This window comes from Pseudomonas sp. NPDC078416, assembly GCF_050268485.1.
Lineage (GTDB): Bacteria > Pseudomonadota > Gammaproteobacteria > Pseudomonadales > Pseudomonadaceae > Aquipseudomonas.
Genome location: NZ_JBNNGV010000013.1, coordinates 93099 through 114323, shown reverse-complemented (window position 1 = coordinate 114323; position 21225 = coordinate 93099). Strand labels below are relative to the sequence as shown.

Below are 21225 nucleotides of genomic sequence, written 5' to 3'. Positions count from 1 at the left end.
TCGCACCTAGTGGGACCGGCTTTAGCCGGGAAGCCTTTGATCTGCTTTTGATCTTGATCTTCAAACACAAATAGTTCAGACGACGCCCATCGCGACTTGGGTGCAGGCTGAACGTAGACGACGCGTAGTGGGTCGAGCCGCATGGATGCGGCGAGAGCGCCGTCAGGACATGGATGTCCGTTCGGCGCGGGCCCACGGAGCGTCGTCGGAGTGAGGGTATTCCGACGAAGGAGGAACCAAGCCAGGAGCAAGCACCCTTGGTTACTTGGGGTGCTTTTCCAAGTAACTCGCCGAAGGCGAAACAGTCTGCCCTTAGGCAGACGCTCTTGATCTTGATCTTGATCAGCCGTTTAGATCCTAAAAGTCCCCACCAAATGCTGCAGCCGCGCCGTCTGGTGCTCAAGATGAGCACAGGCATCCAGAGTCGACTTCAGGTTATCGACACCCTCCTGGTTCAGCGTATTGATCTCCGTAATATCGACATTGATCGACTCCACCACCGCCGTCTGCTCCTCGGTCGCCGTCGCCACCGACTGGTTCATCCCGTCGATCTCACTGATCCGGCGAGTCACGCTGTTGAGGCGCTCGCCGGCCTGATTGGCGATGGTCACGCTGTTCTCGCTCTGGCGCTGGCTCTCTGTCATGTTGATCACCGCGTCGCGCGCGCCGACCTGCAATTCCTCGATCATGCCCTGCACCTGCTGCGCCGAATCCTGGGTGCGGTGCGCCAGATTCCTCACCTCGTCCGCCACCACCGCAAAACCACGGCCCGCTTCCCCTGCCCGCGCCGCTTCAATGGCGGCGTTGAGCGCCAGCAAGTTGGTCTGCTGGGAAATACCGGTGATGACTTCAAGAATCTGCCCGATGTTGGCGGTCTTGTTGTTCAGGGTTTCAATGTTGGCGCACGACTCGCTGATCTTCTCCGACAGCTGATTCATCGCCTTGATGGTCTGACTGACCACGCCCTGGCCTTCGCTGGCCAGTTGCGTGGCTTCGCTGGAATGCTGCGAGGCCAGCGCAGCGTTCTGGGCGATTTCCTGGGCGGCGGCGCCGAGCTGGTTGATCGCGGCGGCCACACTGCTGGTGCGGCTGGTCTGCTGATCGGAATTGCCCATCGACGAGTTCGAGGCACCAACAACGCGGGCCGCGACTTCACCCAGTTGCCCGGCGGTCGACGCCACTTCGCGGATCGAGCCGTGAATACGCTCCACAAAGCGATTGAACGACTGCGCGAGCGCGCCGAATTCGTCCTGGGAGACGATGGCCAGACGCTTGGTCAAGTCGCCCTCCCCGTCGGCCATGTCCTGCATCGCCCGGCCCATCTGGTGCAACGGCTGCATCAGCACGCGGATAAGCAAGCCCAGCAGCAGCATGATGATCGCCACAGCAATGACCATGGCGAGAATCGCCGAAGAGCGGAATTCGCTGAGCATCGAGTAGGCCGCATCGCGATCGAGGACCAGCGCCACGTACCAGTTCGCCGATGACAGGCCCTCCACCTTGGTGAACGAGATGATCTGCCCCTTGCCGCCGGACTCGATTTCCGTCACACCCGGCGCGATGGTCGGCGCGCCGTTCGGGTAGGCCTCGCTGACGTTCTTCAGGATCAGCTTGCTGTCGGGGTGGATCAGAATCTTGCCGTCGGCGCTGACGATGTATGCATAACCGTGGCCGCCGAAGTTCAGCGAGTTGATGGTCTTGCTGATCGCGTCCAGGGAAATGTCCGCGCCCGCGACGCCGATCATCTGTCCTTGCTGACGCACCGGCGTGGCCAGGGTTACCACCAGCTTGCCCGACGACGCGGCGATGTACGGCTCGGTCACGATAATGCCCTGCGCCGCATCGGCGGCCTTGTACCAGCCACGGGCCCGCGGGTCATAGTCGGCCGGGCGATTGCCCGCTGGCACCGAGAACATCACGCCGTCCTTGCTGCCGAAATAGCTGAGCTGGAAATTGTCCGGATACACCGGCAAACCGATCGCCCGTTGCAAGCTGCTCGCCGCCGGGCCGTCCACCGCGATCTGCTGGGCCATGGAGTTGAGCAACTGCGTGCGGCTGTCCAGCCAGGTTTGAATGTTTTGTGTGGTCAGACTGCCCAACTGTTGAAGTTCGGAAGCGACGCTGTTCTTCAGGGTTTCGCGCTGGCGATAGTCGTTCACCAGAATGAAACACGAGAAAGCAACTACCACGATGAGTGCAGCGGCCAGCAAGATCTTTTTGCTGAAACCCAGACGTTTGATCATATGCGTGTGTCCATAACAGAGATGACAGCGACGAGAGTGCGATGCCGATAGGTGCGCTGCGCTTTGCACGGGTGCTGCAGAAAAGAGAAGGCACGGCCTGAAAGATGTTTCGGCAGCGAACGCGGGGAATTTAGGGCCGGGTATCGATGAAAGTTCTGGATACTTACTTGAAGGGAGAAACGTTAGAGCTTCAATTCGAATGCGGGAAGTCCAGGTCAAAGTCTGGATCCAATAAACACTCTTATTTATATACGGCTTGGAACGATGAAGTTAATGAGCGCAGTGAGTGGATAACCAGAGTTGCCAGACAACCAAAGACCCGAGTGTGCACCCGATCCACTGTAGGAGCGCGCTTGCCCGCGAATGCGTTCTGTCAGGCAGTGACGCATTGACTGACCGACCGTATTCGCGGGCAAGCGCGCTCCTACAAGGGTGCGAGGGCAACCAGCGAAGACCTGTTCTCGCCATTGAAGCTGCTTATCCCCTCACGACTGCAAATGACACCTCACCCGCTCACCTTCCGCCGCGCCTGTTGCCGGCAACAACGCCTGCGGCCTCTCGCAACCCGACGTTGCCTTCGGGCAGCGGTCCCGGAAAAAACACCCCGTCGGCAACGTCCGATTACCCGGCAGCTCGGTCGGCGCCGACACCTGCCCCTCGTCCACCGCCACGCCCAGACGCGGCACCGCCTCCAGCAGTAATTGCGTGTACGGATGACGCGGCCGCTCCAGCACCTGCGCCGCCGTACCCAACTCCACGATCTGCCCCAGGTACATCACCGCCACCCGGTCGGCCATGTGCCGCACCACCGAGACGTTGTGGGAGATCAGGATGTACGTCAGGTCCCGACTGCGCTGCAGCTCGGCCAGCAGATTCAGAATCTGCGCCTGCACCGAAATGTCCAGCGCCGAGGTCGGCTCATCCAGCACGATGATGTCCGGGTTGGACGACAACGCCCTGGCGATCGCAATGCGCTGACGCTGTCCCCCGGAGAACTGATGGGGAAACCGGTCCAGGTACTCCGTACGAATCCCCACCTGGGCCGCCACCTTCGCCGCAATGTCGCGCATTTCGTGGCGCGGCGCCGATCGCTGCACGAATAACGGCTCGGTGATCACTTTCCACACCGGCAGCCGTGGGTCCAGGGACGACTGCGGGTCCTGAAACACGATCTGCACGTTGCTGCTGCGTTCCTTGTCGCTGTTGTAGACCCAGTCCAGTCGCCCCGACGTCGGCTTGATCAAGCCCATAAGCAACTGCGCCAGGGTACTTTTGCCGCAGCCGGACTCACCGACCACGCCGAGGGTTTCACCGCCACGGACCTGAAGATCGATGCCGTTCAGGGCATGGGCCAGCGCCTTCGGGCGACCGAGCCAGTCCTTGCCCATCGGGTAATGCACGCGCACGTCTTGCAGGCCGAGGATGGTCGGGCTTGCGCCGGGCAATGTCTGCAGGGCTGAACGGATCATGGCCGCGACTCCTGTGCGGTGGCGTGTGAGGGCGCGCTCAACCAGCAGGCGCTTTTGCGGTCGGCGGCGGCGTCGAGGGTCTGCATCGGCGGACGTTGGAGGCATTTGGGCATGGCGAAAGCGCAGCGATCGCGGAACGTGCAGCCCTCCGGCAATGCCGAGAGATTGGGCACCTGCCCGGGAATGGTCATCAGGTCCTGGCCCGGTTCGACCTGCTCCGGCAACCCACTCAGCAAGCCCTGGGTGTACGGATGTCGGGGGTCGGCCATCACTTGAGCGGTCACGCCCTGCTCCACCACCGCGCCGGTGTACATCACGTACACCCGGTCGCAGAACTGCGACACCAGCGCCATGTCATGGGTGATCAGCAGAATCGCCGTGCCCCGCGCCCGAGCCTTTTCCCGCAGCAGCAACAACACCTGCCGCTGCACCGTGACGTCCAGCGCGGTGGTCGGTTCGTCGGCGATCAGCAATTGCGGATCGCAGGAAAACGCCAACGCGATCATCACCCGCTGTCGCATGCCGCCGGAGAGCTCGAAGGGGTAGCTGTTCATCACCTGCTCGGGGTCGGCGATGTGCATGTCCCGCAGCAAGGCGATGGCTTTGGCCTTGGCGTCGGCCTTGCTCAGGCGCTGGTGATGGATGATCACGTCAAGCATCTGCCGACCGATGCGGCGGGTCGGATTGAGCGCGGTCATGGGTTCCTGAAAGATCATCGCCGCGTCACGGCCCCGCACACTCAGCAGGTCCTTCTCTTTGGCGGTGAGCATGTCGCGGCCGAGAATGCTCAGGTGGCCACTCTTCACCTCGTACGAGCGCTCCGGCAGCAAACGCAGGCTGAGCATCGCGGTGACGGATTTGCCCGAGCCGGACTCGCCGATGACCCCGACGATCTCTCCGGGATTGACGTGCAGCGACACGCCGTTGAGCGCCTTGACCGTGCTCTTGTAGGCCGGAAATTCGATACGCAGGTCGTCGATGACCAGCACCGGCGCTTGCGCGGCAAGGGGTTGTTGAACGGAAGCCTGCATGGTCATTTCCCCTGCTGCCGTGGGTCGAGCAAGTCACGCACACCGTCGCCCAAAAGGTTGAAACCGGTGGCGGTGATCAGAATCGCCACGCCGGGAAAGGTCGAGTACCACCATTGATCGAGGATGTAGTTACGCCCGGTGGCGACCATGGCCCCCCACTCCGCCGTCGGTTGTTGCGCGCCGAGGCCGATGAAGCCCAGGGCCGAGGCCATGAGGATGGCGCTGCCGATGTCCAGGCTCAGCTGCACCAGCAACGGCGGCATGGCGTTGCGCGCCACGTGCCAGATGACCATGTGCCAACGCCCGGCACCGAAGGTTTCGGCGGCCTTGACGTAACCCATCTGCCGGATGCTCAAGGCCTGACCCCGGGCCAGGCGCACGTAGAAGGGAATCCGCACCAGCGTGATCGCCAGCATGGCGTTGAACAGGGTCGGGCCCAGCGCGGCGGCCAGCGCCATGATCAGCACCAGCGACGGCACCGACAGCATGATGTCCATCAGGCGCATGATCAGGCCGTCAAAGCGCCCGCCAATGATCCCGGACATGCAACCCAGCAAGCCGCCGGCAAAGCACGAAGCGAAGGCAACGAACAGGCCAACGCCGACGGATTGCCGGCTGCCGTACAGCACGCGGCTGAACAGGTCGCGGCCCACTTCGTCGGTGCCGAACCAGTGGGCAGCGGACGGCGCGGCCAGACGCTGGGTCAGGTTCAGCGCATTGGGATCATGGGACGCGAGCCAGGGCGCGAAGGCCATCACCAGCAGCACCATCACGGTGATCAGCAGCCCGGCCATGGTCAGCGGACTGCGGCGAATCTGATGGGCCAGGTAGGCCCATTTGTCCTGCCAGCGCGAGGCGGCCGGCAGTGGCGCCACGGCGGGCGCAGTGATCGGAGTCGTCATGTCAGTTCACCTCGCCAATGCGCGGATCGATCAGGCGGTACAGCAGATCGATCGCCATGTTCAGCAACACGTAAATGAATGAAACCATGATCGCGAAGCCCATGACCGCCGGGAAATCCAGCGACTGGATCGACTTGACCACGTAGGCGCCCATGCCCGGCCAGGCGAACACGGTTTCGGTGAGCACCGCGCCGTAGAGCAGATCGCCCAGGGTCAGGCCCAGTACGGTCACCGAGGGAATCAGCGCATTGGGCAAGGCGTGGCGCAGAATCACCGCCCATTTCGACAGGCCGTAGGCGCGCGCGGTACGGATGTAGTCTTCGCCGAGCTGGTCGAGCATCGCCGAGCGGATCTGCCGCGCCACCACGCCGAGGTTGACGAAGCCCAGAGTAATGGCCGGCAGAATCAGGTGCTGCACGGCGTTGAAGAACAGCCCGGTGTCGCCCGCCAGCAGCGTGTCGATCAGGTAAAAACCGGTGACGGTACGGGGCGGGTCCAGCCCTTCATCCAGCCGCCCGCTGCCGGGCAGCCAGTTCAGGTGACCGTAAAACAGCACGATCAGGCCCAGGCCGAGCCAGAACGCCGGGGTTGATATTCCGGTCACCGCCAGGGTGCGCGCGACCTGGTCGATGAAGCGGTTGTGGTACACCGCCGAGAGCACGCCCAGCGGCACACCCACCAGAATCGACAGGGTCAGCGCCGCCAGCGCCAGTTCCAGCGTTGCCGGGAAGAACGCCTGCAAATCTTCGAGCACCGGGCGATGGGTGCGAATCGACGTGCCCAGGTCGCCGTGCAGCAGGTCGAGCATGTAGCGGCCGTATTGTTGATACAGCGGCAGATCCAGCCCCAACTGATGGCGGATGTTTTCGACGATGGCGTCGGTGGCGCGGTCCCCGGCGATCAGTCGCGCGGGGTCGCCCGGAATCAGGTGCGAGATGGAAAAGGTAATCAGGGAAACGCCGAACACCACCAGCAGCAGGCCGCCCAGGCGTTTGCGCAGCATATTCAGGAAGGCCATGGGGCACCTCGGTCACGCAGTCGATCAATACCGCGAAACAGCTCGCGGACACAGCGCTGCTTCACAGGGCCCCGCCTCCCTTGCAGGGCCCTGTGAGTGACAGCGATTTACGGGATGCAGCGCTTACTTGGTGATCGTGCCGACGTTGAACACCTGTTCCAGCATCGGGTTGAACACGTAGCCCTTGACCTTCTCGCTCATCGGCAAGGTGTAGGCCTTCTGATAGAGGTAGGCGTAGACGCTGTCGTTGAGCACGATCTTTTGCGCCTGCTGGTACAGCTCGGTGCGCTTGGCCATGTCGTTGGTGGTCGCCGATTCCCGAATCAGTTTGTCCACCGCCGGGTTGTCGTAGAACGAACGGTTGCCGGCCAAACCTTTCAGCTTCGAGTCGAAGAAGAAGTTCATGAACATGTAGGGGTCGGCGAAGTCCGGGCTCCAGGAGCCGATGGCGATGTCGAAGTCACCGGTGCCCAGGCGCTCACGCATGCTGGCGTTGGCGAGCTTTTCCAGCTTGAGGTTGACGCCCAGCGGTTGCAGGCCGGCTTGCAGGGTCAGGCCGATCGGCTCCCAGTTCGGGTCTTTGTCGGAGTACATGAACGTCAGGTTGCTGACCTTCGGCGAGACTTTCGCAAGATCCGCCTTGGCCTTGTCCATGTCCTGCTTGAACGCCGGCAGCTTCTCGTCGTAGGCCCACATGCCCTGAGGAATCGGCCCGTTCAGCGGCTTGGCCTTGCCTTTCAGGATGCCGTTGATGATGCCGTCGTAATCCAGGGACTCGACAATGGCACGCCGCGCATCGGGGTTGTTCATCGGCGCTTTCTGGGTGTTGAGGTACAGCAGCGTCACCCTTAGCGACGGGTAATCGCCAACCACGATGCCGGATTTTTTCGCCAGCGCTTCGAGCTGGTCTTCGGGCATGTCTTCGATGATGTCCAGGTCACCGTGTTCCAGTTGCAGACGGCGCACGGACGCCTCGCCGATGATTTTCACCACGACCTTTTTCAGGGTCGGTTTGGGGCCGGCGTAGTAGCTGTTCTGCTCCATGGTCAGGGCCTGGCCTTTCTGCCAGTTGACCAGCTTGAATGCCCCTGAACCTGCGGTGTGATTGGACAGGTACGCGTCGGCGCCTTCGGCTTTCTTCGCCACGTCCGGGTTGATGATCGCCGCACCGTTGTGGGCCAGGGTCGAGAGAAAGGGTGCATACGGCGCTTTCAGGGTGAAGCGCACAGTCAGCGGATCGACCACCGACACGGCCATGTCATCGGGGAACGCACCGGACGGCCCTTGCTTGAGCTTCATCACCCGGTCGAAGGAGAACTTCACCGCCTCGGCATTGACCTCGGCGCCGTCATCGAACTTGTTGCCGGGCTTGAGCTTGAACTCCCAGGTCAGGTTGTCTGCCGAAGTGGTCCAGCTGCTGGCCAGTTCCCCCGCGACTTCGGTGCTGCCCTTGCCGTTTTCGACCTTGTAGGTGACCAGCCGCTGGTACGCCGGGTAGGTCACGGTCCAGTCGTTGTTGTCGATGGTCACGGCCGGGTCGAGGGTCTGCGGGTCGGACGGTTTGCCGATCATCAGGGTGTCCTGGGGCACGGCTGCGCTGGCCGATTGCCAGGCGCCAAGGCCCATGGCGGTGCAGAGGACTGCCATCGCCAGGGTGCGAGGGGTAACGATTGATTTCATGCCGGTTCCTTGATCGTCGATGTAGGGAAGTTCGTCAGGTTTGTTATTGAAGCTATACCGGGCAGTTAAAGCTCACAGGCACCAGGCCTGCGAAATGGCGAGCCCTGCTCTTGCGAGGTCGGGTAGGCGCCAGATTCAGCCGGGATTCGTGGTCGTCCCGGTCGTGTGTGGGTGTGTCCTGTCTTGTGTTACGTGTCACGTGTTGCGTGTTCAGGTGGCGGGCTGGATCGAGCCGTCGTCGATCAGCGGGTAGTCCTCGGCGTCGGGCAGTTCGTAATGCCACCATTCGCTGTCGATGTAGGTGAACCCCGCGGCCAGCATGATCCCCAGCAGCATCAGGCGATTGCGCTGTATGTCGGCGGGCAGGTCGGCGAAAAACTGATGGGACTGCTCGCGCATATCATCGAAACCGGTGCCCATGTCGAGGGCCTGCCCGCTGGCGTCGATCAGGGTCAGGTCCACCGCCACGCCACGGGTGTGGTGGGAACCCAGGCTGGGGTCGCGCACGTATTCGGGGTTGGGCAGCGCCTGCCACAGCAGGTACTGCGCGTAGCCCGGGCGATAGGCGTCAAATATTTTCAGGCTGAACCCTGCCTGGCGTGCCAGACGACTGGCCTTGCGCAGACAGCGCTCGGCGTCGCGGTGCAGCAGGCAGCGCGGGTCCTGGTAAATCTGCTTGCCGGCGAGGTTGTCGACGCCGGCGTAGATCAAGTCGATCTCGACCTGCAGCGCGTGGGCGTCGACTTCGACGAGGGGGCTATTCACGTAACGACACTCCAGATCAGCGTGTTCATTCATCATGCGTTGAGGGGGTGGAGCTTCCCGGCTAAAGCCGGTCCTACTAAAAGCGCGAGTCATTCAGCAGGCCCCGCTTACTCCCGTAGGACCGGCTTTAGCCGGGAAGCTGTTGCCTTTGTAAAGCCGGTTTCAACCGGACAATCCGGTTTATTCAAACTGGCCAAACAGTTGTTGCAGCTCACGGTTCTTCGCCAGCCTCTGGTCGAGGCGGTCGCCATAACGGTCGGCCACTGCCGACACCATCAAATTGAACAGGCAGGTCAGCGGCGCCAGGGAATCCCAGAACTGACCCACATCGGAATTGAGCTGCAGCAGATCGCTCGGGTAATCCCGCGCCCACGGGCAGTGAAAGTCGGTGATGAAGGCCAGGCCGACGTTCTGCTGATGGGCGACTTCGCAGAACGTCCGGGTCACGGCGGAATAGGTACGGAAGTCAGCAATCACGGCGTAGGGATTTTCGAATTGCGAATTCAGCGACTCGGCATAGGTGCCGGACAAGCCGTCGACGTAATACACCTTGGGCCGGATGTACTCCAGGTGGCTGAAAAACGCGTTGAGGATGCCGCGGGTGGTCTGGATGCCAACGATGAACACGGCGTCTGCGCTGTGCAGCCGCTCGACGATGCGTGCGAAGGTTTCGCTGCGTGCCAGCCCGTAGACCCGCTGGATAGCTTCCAGCTCGCGGTTCATCGAGCGTTCCAGCGCATCGCCCTGGGTGTTTTCTTCGCGAAAGGCGCCGAGCCGATCAGTGATCACCCACGGGCTGGCACTGTCACCGCGCAGGCTCTGTTTGACGTCGTCGATGTTGCGATAGCCCAGCGAACGCAGAAACCGCCCTACCGAAATGCCGGTGGTACCGGTCTGCTGGGCGATGCTGTCGGCGGTCTCGAACGGCAGCTTCTGCGGATTGGCCAGCAGGTAGCCGGCGATGCGCTTGCCGGTCGGCGTCAGATCGCTGAACCGCTGCTCCAGAGCATCGAGAAACGGGCTTTTTTCCATGGAAATTCCGCTGGGGGAGAAGCGTCGCGTGACAGGGAATAATGTTATTCGGCGGTCATTCTGCAACAGGATGTTAGCAACATAACATCGTGTTTCGGACGCTTACAATGCTTTTTTCAAGAGATTTCAGGCGGGGTATTTTCGTGATTCAGGGTGGTGCGAGGATGAGGAGAAATGCGCGATTGAGGGGCGAAAATAATGAGTAGGACCGGCTGAAGCCGGTCCCACATGAGATCAGCGCAGGTTGGTCTTCGCCAGTTCCAGCACCATGTCCGCTTTACCGTTCATCACAGCCTTGAGCATGAACAGGCTGAAGCCCTTGGCCTGCGCCAGTTTGATCTTTGGCGGCATACCCAGTTCCTGTTTCGCGGTCACCACATCCACCACCACAGGCCCTGGATGTTCGAAGGCTTTCTTCATGGCGTTTGGCAGGTCAGCCGAATCTTCCACGCGAATCCCCAGAATCCCGGCGCCGATGGCGATGTTGGCAAAATTGGTGCTGTTGAAATCGGTGTCATGGGGCACATAGCCGCCCGCCTGCATCTCCATCGCGACAAAACCCAGCGAGCTGTTGTTGAACACCACCAGCTTGACCGGCAGGTTCAACTGGCGGATCGACAGCAGGTCGCCCATCAGCATGGACAAGCCGCCATCGCCGCAGAGCGCTACCACTTGCCGCTGCGGGAATGCAGCCTTGGCACCCAATGCCTGAGGCATCGCGTTGGCCATGGAGCCGTGGTTGAACGAACCCAGCAGCGAACGCTTGCCGTTCATGGTCAGGTAGCGCGCAGCCCAGAGCGTCGGCGTGCCGACATCGACGGTGAAGATCGCGTCCGGGTCGGCGTAGGCGTCAACCAGTCGCGTCAGGTATTGCGGGTGAATCGGCTCGCCGTGGCCCGACGGCGTGGCCAGTTCGTCGAGTTCTTCGCGGGACTTGGCGTAGTGATCCAGCGCCTTGTCGAGGAACTTGCGGTCGGTGTGGGCCTTGAGACGCGGCAACACGGCGTCGAGGGTTTCAGCGATGCCGCCGGCCAGGCCGAGGGTGACCGGCACGCGACGGCCGATGGCGGTCGGGTCGATGTCGATCTGAATGACCTTGGCTTTTTCCGGATAGAAATTGCGGTACGGGAAGCTGCTGCCGAGGATGACCAGGGTGTCGCAGGCCATCATCGCGTGGTAGCCGGAGCTGAAGCCGATGAGCCCGGTCATGCCGACGTCGAAGGGGTTGGCGTATTCGATGTACTGCTTGCCGCGCAGGGCGTGAACCACTGGGGCAGACAGCTTCTCGGCCAGCGCAACCACCTGGTCGTGGGCCTCGGCACAGCCGGCGCCGGCGAGAATGGTCACGGCTTTGGATGAGTCCAGCAGGTCCACCAGACGCTGCAGGTCGGCCTCTGCCGGGATGACCCGAGCAGGTGCGTGATCGACCCACTGGGGCTTGATGTCGGGCGCCGCACTCAGGGCGACATCGCCGGAGATCACAATCACCGCGACGCCGCGCTGGCTGATGGCGGCACGCATGGCCCGCTCCAGCACCCGGGGAAACTGCTCGGGGGTGCTGACGGTTTCGACGAAGTAGCTGCACTCCTTGAACAGGTCGGTGGGGTGGGTTTCCTGAAAGTAGTTCAGGCCGATTTCGGAGGACGGAATCTGCGCCGCAATGGCCAGGACCGGCACGCCGCTGCGGTGGCAGTCATAGAGGCCGTTGATCAGGTGCAGGTTGCCCGGACCGCAACTGCCCGCACACACCGCCAGCTTGCCGGTGGACGCTGCTTCCGCCCCTGCCGCGAACGCCGCGACTTCTTCGTGACGGGTGTGCATCCACTTGATCTTGCCCAGGCGCTGGAGGCTGTCGGTCAGACCGTTCAGGCTGTCGCCGCTGACGCCCCAGATCTTCGAGACGCCGGCTGCGGCGAGGGTTTGGGCGAGGTAGTCGGCGATGGTTCTGCTGGACATGGGGCAAGTTCCTTGTCGAGTCGAATGAGCGCGGGAGGCCGGAACAGACATCACGCGTGGTCTCAAATCGACCCGTCACGCCGGGCACAGTTCAGTGCGTGTGGGTGTGCGACATTTTTGAGAGGGGTTCATACCGTAGGAGCCGGCTTGCTGGCGAACCCGTTGTGTCAGTCACCGGTTGCGTATCTGACAGATCGGGTTCGCCAGCAAGCCGGCTCCTACAGGGCAATGCGTCATACGTCAGGCCCGCGTCGCCCGCGAAGGGCAATGCGCCAAGCCCGCAGCCCACCGCCCGCGTGCAGGGCAATGCTTCATGCGCCAGATCCGCATCCCCCGCGAAGGCAGCAATGAGGCCAACGCACGTCACACCGGTGGCTGGCCCACCGCCTTGTTCGGCGCCGCGATCTGCACCTTCGGATTCACCGGCGTTGCGCTTGGCGTGGCGTATTGCTGTTTCAGGTGGCCGTCCGGATCCAGCAGCCAGGCATCGAGGATCTCCCGCACCACGGGACCGGCCACGCGCCCGCCCGCCTCGCCGTTCTCGATCATCACCGCGACGACAATCTTCGGATTGGCCGCCGGCGCGAAACCGACGAACAAGGCGTTGTCGCGGTGGCGTTCCAGAGTCTTGTCGCGGTTGTAGCGTTCACCCTGCTTGATCGCGACCACCTGCGCGGTGCCGCTCTTGCCGGCGATGCGGTATTGCGCACCTTGGGCGGCGGCACGGGCGATGCCGCGCGGGTCGTGCATCACCGCTTGCATGCCGTTGTTGACCTGATCCCACTCGTGGGAATCACGCAGCACGATGTTGGGCATCGGGTGCTCATCCACAGGCGCCGAACCGCCGATTTCCTTGGCCAGGTGCGGACGGTGCCACACGCCTTTACTGGCAATCAGCGTCGTCGCCTGGGCCAGTTGCAGCGGCGTCACCTGCATGTAGCCCTGGCCGATGCCAAGGATCACTGTTTCGCCGGGGAACCACGCCTGACGCCGAGTGATGCGCTTCCATTCCTTGGACGGCATGAGCCCCGCCGACTCTTCGAACATGTCCAGTGAGACCTTCTGGCCGATGCCGAACATGGTCAGGTAGTCGTGCAGGCGGTCGATGCCCAGCTTGTGGGCCAGGTCATAAAAATAGGTGTCGTTGGAGCGCATGATCGCCGCGTTCAGGTCCACCCAGCCGTCGCCGCTGTGGTTCCAGTTGCGGTACTTGTGGTCGAAGTCCGGCAGCTGGAAATAACCTGGGTCGAACACCCGCGTCGACGGCGTAATCACGCCGCTGTCCAGACCGGCAATGGCCACCTCCGGCTTGATCGTCGAACCTGGCGCATACAAGCCGCGCAGCACGCGGTTGAACAGCGGCCGGTCGACCGAATCCCGCAGCGCCGAATACTCCTTGAAGCTGATGCCGGTGACGAACAGATTCGGGTCGAAGCTCGGCTTGCTGACCATCGCCAGCACTTCGCCGGTGGCCGGATCAATCGCCACCACCGAGCCACGACGATCCCCCAGCGCGTGTTCTGCCGCCTCTTGCAGCTTGATGTCCAGGCTCAGGGTGATGTTTTTGCCGGCCACCGGATCGGTGTGCTTGAGCACCCGCAGCACACGGCCCTGGGCGTTGGTTTCCACTTCTTCATAGCCGACGTGGCCATGCAGCTCGCTCTCGTAAAAGCGCTCGACGCCGGTTTTGCCAATGGACTGGGTGCCGCGGTATTCCACTTGATCGAGCTGGGTCGCTTCCTTCTCGTTGATCCGTCCGACGTAACCGATGGAGTGGGCGAAATGCTCCGCCAGCGGGTAGTGGCGAACGAACTGCGCCTCGACGTCCAGCCCCGGCAGGCGGAACTGGTTGACCGCCAACAAGGCAATCTGCTCTTCCGTCAGCTCATACAGCAGCGTCACCGGCACAAAGCGGTGGGGCGAGTTTTTCATCGCCTTGTCGAAGATGATGCGGTCCTCGTCCGGCAGGTTGAGGATCTGCATCAGTTCGTCGATCACCGCGTGCCAGTCCCCTGCGCGCTCGCGGGTCATGGTCAGGTTAAAGCTGGGGCGGTTGTCGGCGAGGATCACGCCGTTACGGTCGAAGATCAGCCCGCGCTCCGGGGGAATCGGCAGCACGTGGACGCGGTTGTTCTCAGAGATGGTGGAGTGGTAGGCGAATTCGGTGACTTGCAGGAAGTACATGCGGCACACCAGCGCCACGCTGAGCATGGCCACGAAAACGGCGCAGGCGATCAAGCGTTTGTTGACCAGCCGGGTTTCCTTCTCGTGGTCTTTTAAAGGTATTGGATCGGGCATTTCTGCAGCTACTCGGTGAACAGATAGACGGCACAGTCAGCACCCCGGTTGAACCGCCGGGACGCAAATGGCGTGCACGATACCAAGAAGTGGCCCTGGCGACGGGCTCGGCTTTATGAAGATTCTGTCAGGTTCAGGCCACCCTCAGCCCCGGCTTGCATCACCCAGGGACTGCTTAGGCGAAATGCCACCCACCTCGATCTGACCCATTGTTACTCGATTGCGCGGCGACTGTTACGCAAACGGTAAAAGTGATTTACCGATTTCACCGGCTGCAACACGGGGTAACACATCTATCATGGCAGTTGGCGTGAAAAGATGCGGATCAGTTTCGGCAATTCCCCGCCTAGCGTGCGCTATTCGCTCGCAGGCCTGCCAGAGACCCAATGTCACACCCCGCCAAGAGCCACTTGCCGTGCACATCGTATGCGCGGCAATACCCGTGATAAAGAACGCAGAGCACAGCCCCGGCACGGACCATTCCCAATGGACTGTGGGGGCGTGGTTTTGCAGGAGCCCGGAATGACAGAAAAACCCAAAGGCCTCACCCGCCGCCAGTTGCTGAAAGGTTCAGCCACGACGCTGGCCGTCGGTGCAGCTGCCACGGCCCAGGCCGCCACCGTCGTCGGCGTTCCGCAGTGGGTGCCCTTCGACCACAACGGTCCGATGCACTACGACACCCCCGGCTGGCAATTCTTCACCGACGCCGAAGCCACCGCGGTGGAAGCCATTGTCGCCCGACTGATCCCCGCCGATGACCTCAGCGTCAGCGGCAAGGATGCCGGTTGCGCCGTGTTCATCGACCGTCAGCTGGCCGGCGAGTACGGCACGTTCAGCCGTTTGTATATGCAGGGCCCGTTCGCCCAGGGCACGCCGATGCAGGGTGACCAGTCGGAACTGGTGCCGCGCCAGCGCTACCGTCTCGGCCTCGCCGGCCTTGAAGGCTATTGCCAGAAGCAGTTCCAGAAAAGTTTCAGCGCCCTGAGCGCAGAAGAACAGGACAAGGTCCTGACCGGTCTGGACAAAGGCGAGATCACGCTGGATGGCATCGACGCCAAACTGTTCTTCCAGCAAGTGCTCGGCAACACCATGGAAGGCTTCTTCGCCGACCCGGTCTACGGCGGCAACCGCGACATGGTGTCGTGGAAAATGATCGGCTTCCCCGGTGCCCGCTACGACTACCGCGAGTACATCGGCCTGCACAACCAGAAGCTCAATCTGGTGCCGCTCTCCATCATCGGCAGCTCCGCCTGGACCAAGAAGGGTTAATTCGACATGGCCAAAAAACTACCATCCACGGACGTCGTGGTTGTCGGGCTCGGCTGGGCCGGATCCATCATCGCGAACGAGTTGGCGGATGAAAACCTGAAAATCATCGGCTTCGAACGCGGCCCTTGGCGCGATACCGCGGCTGACTTCAACGTGGCCTCGGCGGCGGACGAATTGCGCTACAGCCGCCGTCAGGACTTGATGCTCAGGACACGGCAAAACACCACCACCATTCGCAACAGCGTGACCGAGACAGCGCTACCCATGCGCAGTTGGGGCTCGTTTCACCCCGGCAATGGCACCGGCGGTGCCGGCAATCACTGGGCCGGCATCACCTTTCGCTTCCAGCCCCATGAATTCCGCCTGCACAGCCACCTGACCGAGCGTTACGGCAAAGAGCTGTCGCCTGAATTGACCCTGCAGGACTGGGGCACCGACTGGGAGGAAATGGAGCCGTTCTACACCAAGTTCGACCGCCTGGCGGGGATCTCCGGCAAGGCCGGCAACATCAAGGGCGTGATTCAGGAAGGCGGCAACACCTTCGAAGGCGCGCGCTCCGAGGAATACCCGAACCCGCCGACGCAACAGACCTACGCGCCGACGCTGTTCGCCGAGGCCGCCAAGAATCTCGGTTACAAACCTTTCCCGGTGCCGTCGGCGCTTCAATCGCGCGCTTACGTCAACTCCCTCGGCGTGGCGATGGGTGCCTGCACCTTCTGTGGTTTCTGCACCAACTACGGCTGCGCCAACTACTCCAAGGCCAGCGCCATCACCACGGTTCTGCCGGTGCTGGTGCGCAAGCCGAACTTCACCGCGATGACCAACTGCGAAGTGTTGCGCGTGACCATGGACAGCAGCGGCAAACGCGCCACCGGCATCGTCTACATGGATTCCAACGGCGAGGAGTGGGAACAGCCCGCCGAACTGGTGGTGATCAGCGCGTTCATCTTCGAAAATGTGCGCCTGATGCTGTTGTCCGGTGTCGGCCAGCCGTACGACCCGGTGACCAACACCGGCACCACGGGCCGCAACTACGCCTACCAGACGGCGAACAGCGTGCGCATGTTCTTCGATGACAAGAACTTCAACCCGTTTATCGGCGGCGGCGCCATCGGCATGGGCATCGACGAGTTCAACAACGACAACTTCGACCACTCGGGTCTGGGTTTCGTCGGCGGCGGCAGCACCCGCGTGACGCCCATCGGCGCAGCGCCCATCGACGCGCGCCCTCTCCCGCCGGGCACCCCGACCTGGGGTTCGGAATGGAAGAAAGCCACGGTCAAGAACTACGCCAGCACCATGTCCATCGGCTGTGAAGCGAGCAGCTATGCGACCCGCACCAACTACCTGTCGCTGGACCCGACCTACAAAGATCCGCTGGGTCGCCCGCTGCTGCGCATCACCTTCGATTTCCCGGAGAACGATCGCAAGATGGCCGCCTACGTCACTGGCAAGGTCGGCGAGATCGCCAAGAGCATGAACCCGCGGCAGATGGTGCCCAGTTCCCAGCAAGGGCACTGGAACAGCGCGCCGTATCAGTCGTCGCACATCGTCGGCGGCTTCATCATGGGCGCCGACCCGAAAAACAGCTCGGTGAACAAGCACCTGCAAGTGTGGGGCGTGCCCAACCTGTTTGTGGTCGGCTCATCAGCCTTCCCGCAGAACCCGGGCTACAACCCGACCGGTACCGTCGCGGCGCTGGCCTTCAAAGCGGCGGATGCCATCCGCACCCGCTACCTTAAGCGTCCAGGGGAGATGATCAGCGTATGAAGACTCTTCTGACGGTCTGCGCAGGCGTTATCGGTCTGTCTGTTTCCCTCGCCCACGGGGCAACCGGCGCCGATTCCTACAACATCGTGGAAAAGGGCCGCTACCTGACCACGCTAGGCGACTGCACCGCGTGCCACACCATCCCGGGCAAGCCGCTGTTTTCCGGTGGCGTGATCCTTGATACGCCGTTTGGCAAGCTGGCCGGCGCCAACATCACCCCGGACCAGGCGACCGGCATCGGCCGCTGGAGCTTCGAGGATTTCCAGAACGCCATGTCCAAGGGCCACGGCCTGGACGGCAAGCGTTTGTACGGCGCCATGCCGTTCACCGCGTACACCAAGGTGCTCCGTGAGGACAACCTGGCGATCTTCGCGTACCTGAAGACAGTGGATCCGGTGGAGAACAAGGTGGAAACCAACCAGCTGCCCTTCCCCTTCAACGTGCGCACCAGCCTGATCGGCTGGAACCTGATCAACTTCAAGGAAGGCGAGTTCAAGGCCGATCCGCAGAAGTCCGAGCAGTGGAATCGCGGCGCGTATCTGGTGGAAGGACTGGGCCACTGCGGCACGTGCCACACGCCGAAGAACCTGATTGGCGGTGACAAGAACGATCAGTTCCTCACCGGCGCCAATCTGCAGAACTGGGTCGCGCCGAACATCACCTCCACGGGCCAGGATGGCATTGGGGCGTGGAGCGAGGCGGACATCGTCAAGTACCTGAAGACCGGCGCTAACCGTTTCGACATCGCGTCCGGGCCGATGGCCGAGGAAGTCGAGCATTCTTCGCAGCACTGGAAGGATGAGGATTTGCTGGCGGTGGCGGTGTACTTGAAGGATGGCGCCAAGCCGGTGGAGGCCGTTAAGCCAGTCGATGCGAACGATGGGGCGATGGTGGCGGGCAAGGCGATTTATGCGGATCGCTGTTCGGCGTGTCATACGCCGACGGGTGAAGGCGCGGCCAATCTGTTCCCGAAACTGGCGATGGCACCGCTGGTGAACAGCAACGATCCGTCGTCGCTGATTCGTGTGGTGCTGGCGGGCAGTCGTGCGGGTGCGACGGATGCTGCGCCGACGGCTCCGGCGATGCCGGCGTTTGGCTGGAATCTGTCGGATGAGAATGTCGCGGATGTGCTGACGTATGTGCGTAATACGTGGGGCAATGCGGCGCCGGCGGTGTCCGGTTCGGATGTGAAGGATGTGCGTGAGGGGTTGAGGGCGAAGTAGGTTTTTCGCGTGCGTTACGTTGGAGATCAAGATCAAGATCAAGATCAAGATCAAGGGCGTCTGCCTAGGGGCAGACGTTTCGCCTTCGGCGAGTTACTTGGAAAAGCACCCCAAGTAACCAAGGGTGCTTGCTCTCGGTTGGGCCCGACTTCGTCGGGTTCCTTCACTCCGGTCTCGCTCCGTGGGCCCGCTGCCATCCGCCATCCATGGCGGGGGGCAGCTCTCGCCGCATCCATGCGGCTCGGCCCACTCCGCGAAACCTGCGTTCAGCCTGCACCCAAGTCGCGTTTGGCGGTGACTGCACTTTTTGTGTACGAAGATCAAAAGCAGATCAGAAGCAGATCAACGGCTTCCCGGCTGAAGCCGGTCCCACTGGCTGCACGCGATGCTTTTAGTGGGACCGGCTTTAGTCGGGAAGAGGCCCTCCTGGGCACCATCAATCTTGCTGCTCAACGCTTAGATCGTTCCCACGCTCCGCGTGGGAATGCATCCCATGACGCTCTGCGTCCATTCCCGGCTGAAGCCGGTCCCACTGGCTGCATGCATTGCTTTTAGTGGGACCGGCTTTAACCGGGAAGAGGCCCGTTTGGGCACCGATGTCCTCGGAGGGTGAGCTGGATACCCAACCCATCATTCACTTGTACGATGTCTTATCACGAGGTATTACTAGCGGCCCGTAAAAAAATAATAGAACGGAGATCGCTACATGGACTCATCCCTGTCCGCCTTGCCCGAGCACGCTGAAACCCTAAAACCCTCAAGCGGCAACACCCGCCGCAGCTTCCTGAAAAAATCCCTCGCCGTGTCCGCCACGTTTGCCGCCGTCGGCAGCGCCGCCCTGCCCCGCCTTGCGTCTGCAGCAGAACCGCTGAGCCAGCGCTACCCGGATCCCCTCATCCACATTCTCGACGACAGCTTTCTCGAACTGCGCGTCTTCAACGCCAGCGTCGAGAAACTTGCCACCGGCATGCGTTGGGCCGAAGGGCCGGTCTGGGTCGGCGACGGGCGTTACTTGCTGGTCAGCGACATCCCCAACAACCGCATCATGCGTTGGGACGAAATCACCGACACCTTCACGGTGTACCGCGAACACTCCAACTTCTCCAACGGGATGTGCCGCGACCGCCAGGGCCGCCTCATCGTCTGCGAGGGTTCGACCACCACCAACGAAGGCCGGCGCATCACCCGCACCGAATACAACGGCACCCTCACCGTGCTGGCCGACAGCTTCGACGGCAAACCCTTCAACTCCCCCAACGACATCGTCTGCAAAAGCGACGGCTCGATCTGGTTCACCGACCCGCCCTTCCAGACCAGCAACAACTACGAAGGCCACAAAATCACCCCGACCCAGCCCCACGCCGTCTACCGCATAGACGGCGAGAGCAGGAAAGTCACCCGGGTGATCGACGACCTCGCCGGTCCCAACGGCCTGTGCTTCTCCCCTGACGAAAAGACCCTGTACGTCGTCGAAGGCCGCGCCAAACCGAACCGCCTGATCTGGGCCATCGCGGTCAAGGACGACGGCACACTGGGCGAACGCCGCAAACACATCGAAGGCCTGGACTACGCCGCCATCGACGGCATGAAGTGCGACGAAGCGGGCAATCTCTGGTGCGGCTGGGGCGGCAACGGCGACCCCAAGGCCGACCTCGAGAAACTCGACGGCGTGCGGGTATTCAACCCGCAAGGTAAAGCCATTGGGCACATCTCGCTGCCGGAGCGCTGTCCTAATCTTTGCTTTGGCGGACGCGAAGGGAATCGGCTATTCATGGCGAGCAGTCACTCGATTTATTCGCTGTTTGTGAATACGCGCGGGACTGGGTTTGCGGTTTAAGGGGCTGGCTGGATCACAAGACGGTCAATCGACCGTCTACCTGCGCACTGCTCTTGGACTAAAGGGGACCGCACCCTTTAGGGTTTTTACACCCCAAGTTTTTTAGGTACTGCGTAAATCCTTATTATGTCCTCGCCGCTAGCCGAGTCGTGGAATCGGCTTTCATAAAATTCAAAAATCGACTCAAGGTTGCATCTTGCAAAATGTCTTTTTACTTCATTCATCTCTCGTGAGCTTTCAGTTCTCTGCTTGGCTTTTATCTTTTCCACGAAACCATTTGAGACTGCCGCTAGGTATACGAATATGTGCGGCATCAACACACCCTGTTCTGCGAACAGATCAAAGTCAGGAAAACTTACCGCGAAAAAGATATCCTTGCTTTTCTTAGTGACTGAAAGCATCCTAATCGAGGTCATGAGAAAGAATGAAAGACCGATCAAAAATTCCGAAATATTGTCGTTCTCTATACTTTTCGTTAAGAGCTTCAATCGGTGCCGCCTAGAAATCAAAGGTATTTCTTCGAAACTTTCGAAGTCTGAGAAAAACACGCTCAAATCGTTATAGGGTTCTTTACTGATTATTTTGCGAAATAGCTTAGTCAACTTCATTTTTTCGGAATACTCCATCCATGACTGTTCAGCCAGTCGATAGTCTTTCTAGCGCGAGTTAAAGGGGTCCGTCCCCTTTAGCCTTTGTAAAGTCGTTAGAAAAAACCAATCCATATTCATGACT

General features: G+C 61.4%; 15 protein-coding genes and 1 pseudogene. 4 read left to right on the top strand and 12 right to left on the bottom strand.

Annotated features, from left to right (window positions below):
* Window positions 1-350 precede the first annotated feature (350 nt).
* The 11 genes and pseudogenes from ACQKEN_RS14100 to mrdA form a co-directional block, all read right to left on the bottom strand.
* Window positions 351-1115 carry a methyl-accepting chemotaxis protein gene (locus ACQKEN_RS14100; protein WP_420793071.1) on the bottom strand — a complete coding sequence of 255 codons (765 nt, stop codon included), beginning with the start codon at window positions 1113-1115 and terminating at the stop codon, window positions 351-353.
* A 93-nt stretch (window positions 1116-1208) separates the two neighbouring features.
* Window positions 1209-2243 (bottom strand): annotated as a pseudogene (locus tag ACQKEN_RS14095) (HAMP domain-containing protein); the annotation flags it as partial.
* A gap of 485 nt (window positions 2244-2728) precedes the next feature.
* The gene (locus tag ACQKEN_RS14090) at window positions 2729-3712 is read right to left on the bottom strand and encodes an oligopeptide/dipeptide ABC transporter ATP-binding protein (protein ID WP_427686319.1); all 984 of its coding nucleotides are present in this window, start codon (window positions 3710-3712) and stop codon (window positions 2729-2731) included.
* Window positions 3709-4743 carry an ABC transporter ATP-binding protein gene (locus ACQKEN_RS14085; protein WP_427686318.1) on the bottom strand — a complete coding sequence of 345 codons (1035 nt, stop codon included), beginning with the start codon at window positions 4741-4743 and terminating at the stop codon, window positions 3709-3711. The genes ACQKEN_RS14090 and ACQKEN_RS14085 overlap by 4 nt, the downstream gene beginning before the upstream one ends.
* Before the next feature lie 2 nt (window positions 4744-4745).
* Window positions 4746-5645 (bottom strand): D,D-dipeptide ABC transporter permease, encoded by a 900-nt coding sequence (ddpC, locus tag ACQKEN_RS14080; protein WP_427686316.1) that lies wholly within the window; start codon window positions 5643-5645, stop codon window positions 4746-4748.
* Window position 5646: 1 nt separating this feature from the next.
* The gene (locus tag ACQKEN_RS14075) at window positions 5647-6663 is read right to left on the bottom strand and encodes an ABC transporter permease (protein WP_172612435.1); all 1017 of its coding nucleotides are present in this window, start codon (window positions 6661-6663) and stop codon (window positions 5647-5649) included.
* A 123-nt stretch (window positions 6664-6786) separates the two neighbouring features.
* Window positions 6787-8343: an ABC transporter substrate-binding protein gene (locus ACQKEN_RS14070; RefSeq protein ID WP_427686314.1), complete on the bottom strand. Its 1557-nt coding sequence runs from the start codon at window positions 8341-8343 to the stop codon at window positions 6787-6789.
* 210 nt (window positions 8344-8553) lie between these two features.
* Window positions 8554-9108, bottom strand: coding sequence for a D-alanyl-D-alanine dipeptidase (gene ddpX / locus ACQKEN_RS14065; RefSeq protein ID WP_427686312.1), 555 nt, complete (start codon window positions 9106-9108; stop codon window positions 8554-8556).
* Window positions 9109-9288: 180 nt separating this feature from the next.
* Window positions 9289-10140: a MurR/RpiR family transcriptional regulator gene (locus ACQKEN_RS14060; RefSeq protein WP_427686310.1), complete on the bottom strand. Its 852-nt coding sequence runs from the start codon at window positions 10138-10140 to the stop codon at window positions 9289-9291.
* A 234-nt stretch (window positions 10141-10374) separates the two neighbouring features.
* Window positions 10375-12096, bottom strand: coding sequence for a ubiquinone-dependent pyruvate dehydrogenase (gene poxB / locus ACQKEN_RS14055; protein WP_427686309.1), 1722 nt, complete (start codon window positions 12094-12096; stop codon window positions 10375-10377).
* A 363-nt stretch (window positions 12097-12459) separates the two neighbouring features.
* A complete protein-coding gene (gene mrdA / locus ACQKEN_RS14050; protein ID WP_427686307.1) occupies window positions 12460-14394 on the bottom strand; it encodes a penicillin-binding protein 2 in 1935 nt (644 codons plus the stop codon).
* Window positions 14395-14916: 522 nt separating this feature from the next.
* On the opposite strand from mrdA, the gene ACQKEN_RS14045 reads away from it, so the two are divergent.
* The 4 genes from ACQKEN_RS14045 to ACQKEN_RS14030 all read left to right on the top strand — a co-directional run bounded on the left by ACQKEN_RS14045 (window position 14917) and on the right by ACQKEN_RS14030 (window position 20493).
* Complete coding sequence (locus ACQKEN_RS14045) at window positions 14917-15663, top strand: gluconate 2-dehydrogenase subunit 3 family protein (protein ID WP_427686305.1); 747 nt, start codon at window positions 14917-14919, stop codon at window positions 15661-15663.
* Window positions 15664-15669: 6 nt separating this feature from the next.
* The gene (locus ACQKEN_RS14040) at window positions 15670-17433 is read left to right on the top strand and encodes a GMC family oxidoreductase (RefSeq protein WP_427686303.1); all 1764 of its coding nucleotides are present in this window, start codon (window positions 15670-15672) and stop codon (window positions 17431-17433) included.
* Entirely contained in the window at window positions 17430-18656 is a 1227-nt protein-coding gene (locus tag ACQKEN_RS14035; protein ID WP_427686301.1) for a c-type cytochrome, read from the top strand. The genes ACQKEN_RS14040 and ACQKEN_RS14035 overlap by 4 nt, the downstream gene beginning before the upstream one ends.
* 706 nt (window positions 18657-19362) lie before the next feature.
* Entirely contained in the window at window positions 19363-20493 is a 1131-nt protein-coding gene (locus ACQKEN_RS14030) for an SMP-30/gluconolactonase/LRE family protein (protein WP_427686299.1), read from the top strand.
* 86 nt (window positions 20494-20579) lie between these two features.
* Here ACQKEN_RS14030 and ACQKEN_RS14025 read toward each other — a convergent pair whose 3' ends face one another.
* On the bottom strand, window positions 20580-21101 hold the full coding sequence (locus ACQKEN_RS14025) for an Imm15 family immunity protein (RefSeq protein ID WP_427686297.1): 522 nt from the start codon (window positions 21099-21101) through the stop codon (window positions 20580-20582).
* Window positions 21102-21225 lie beyond the last annotated feature (124 nt).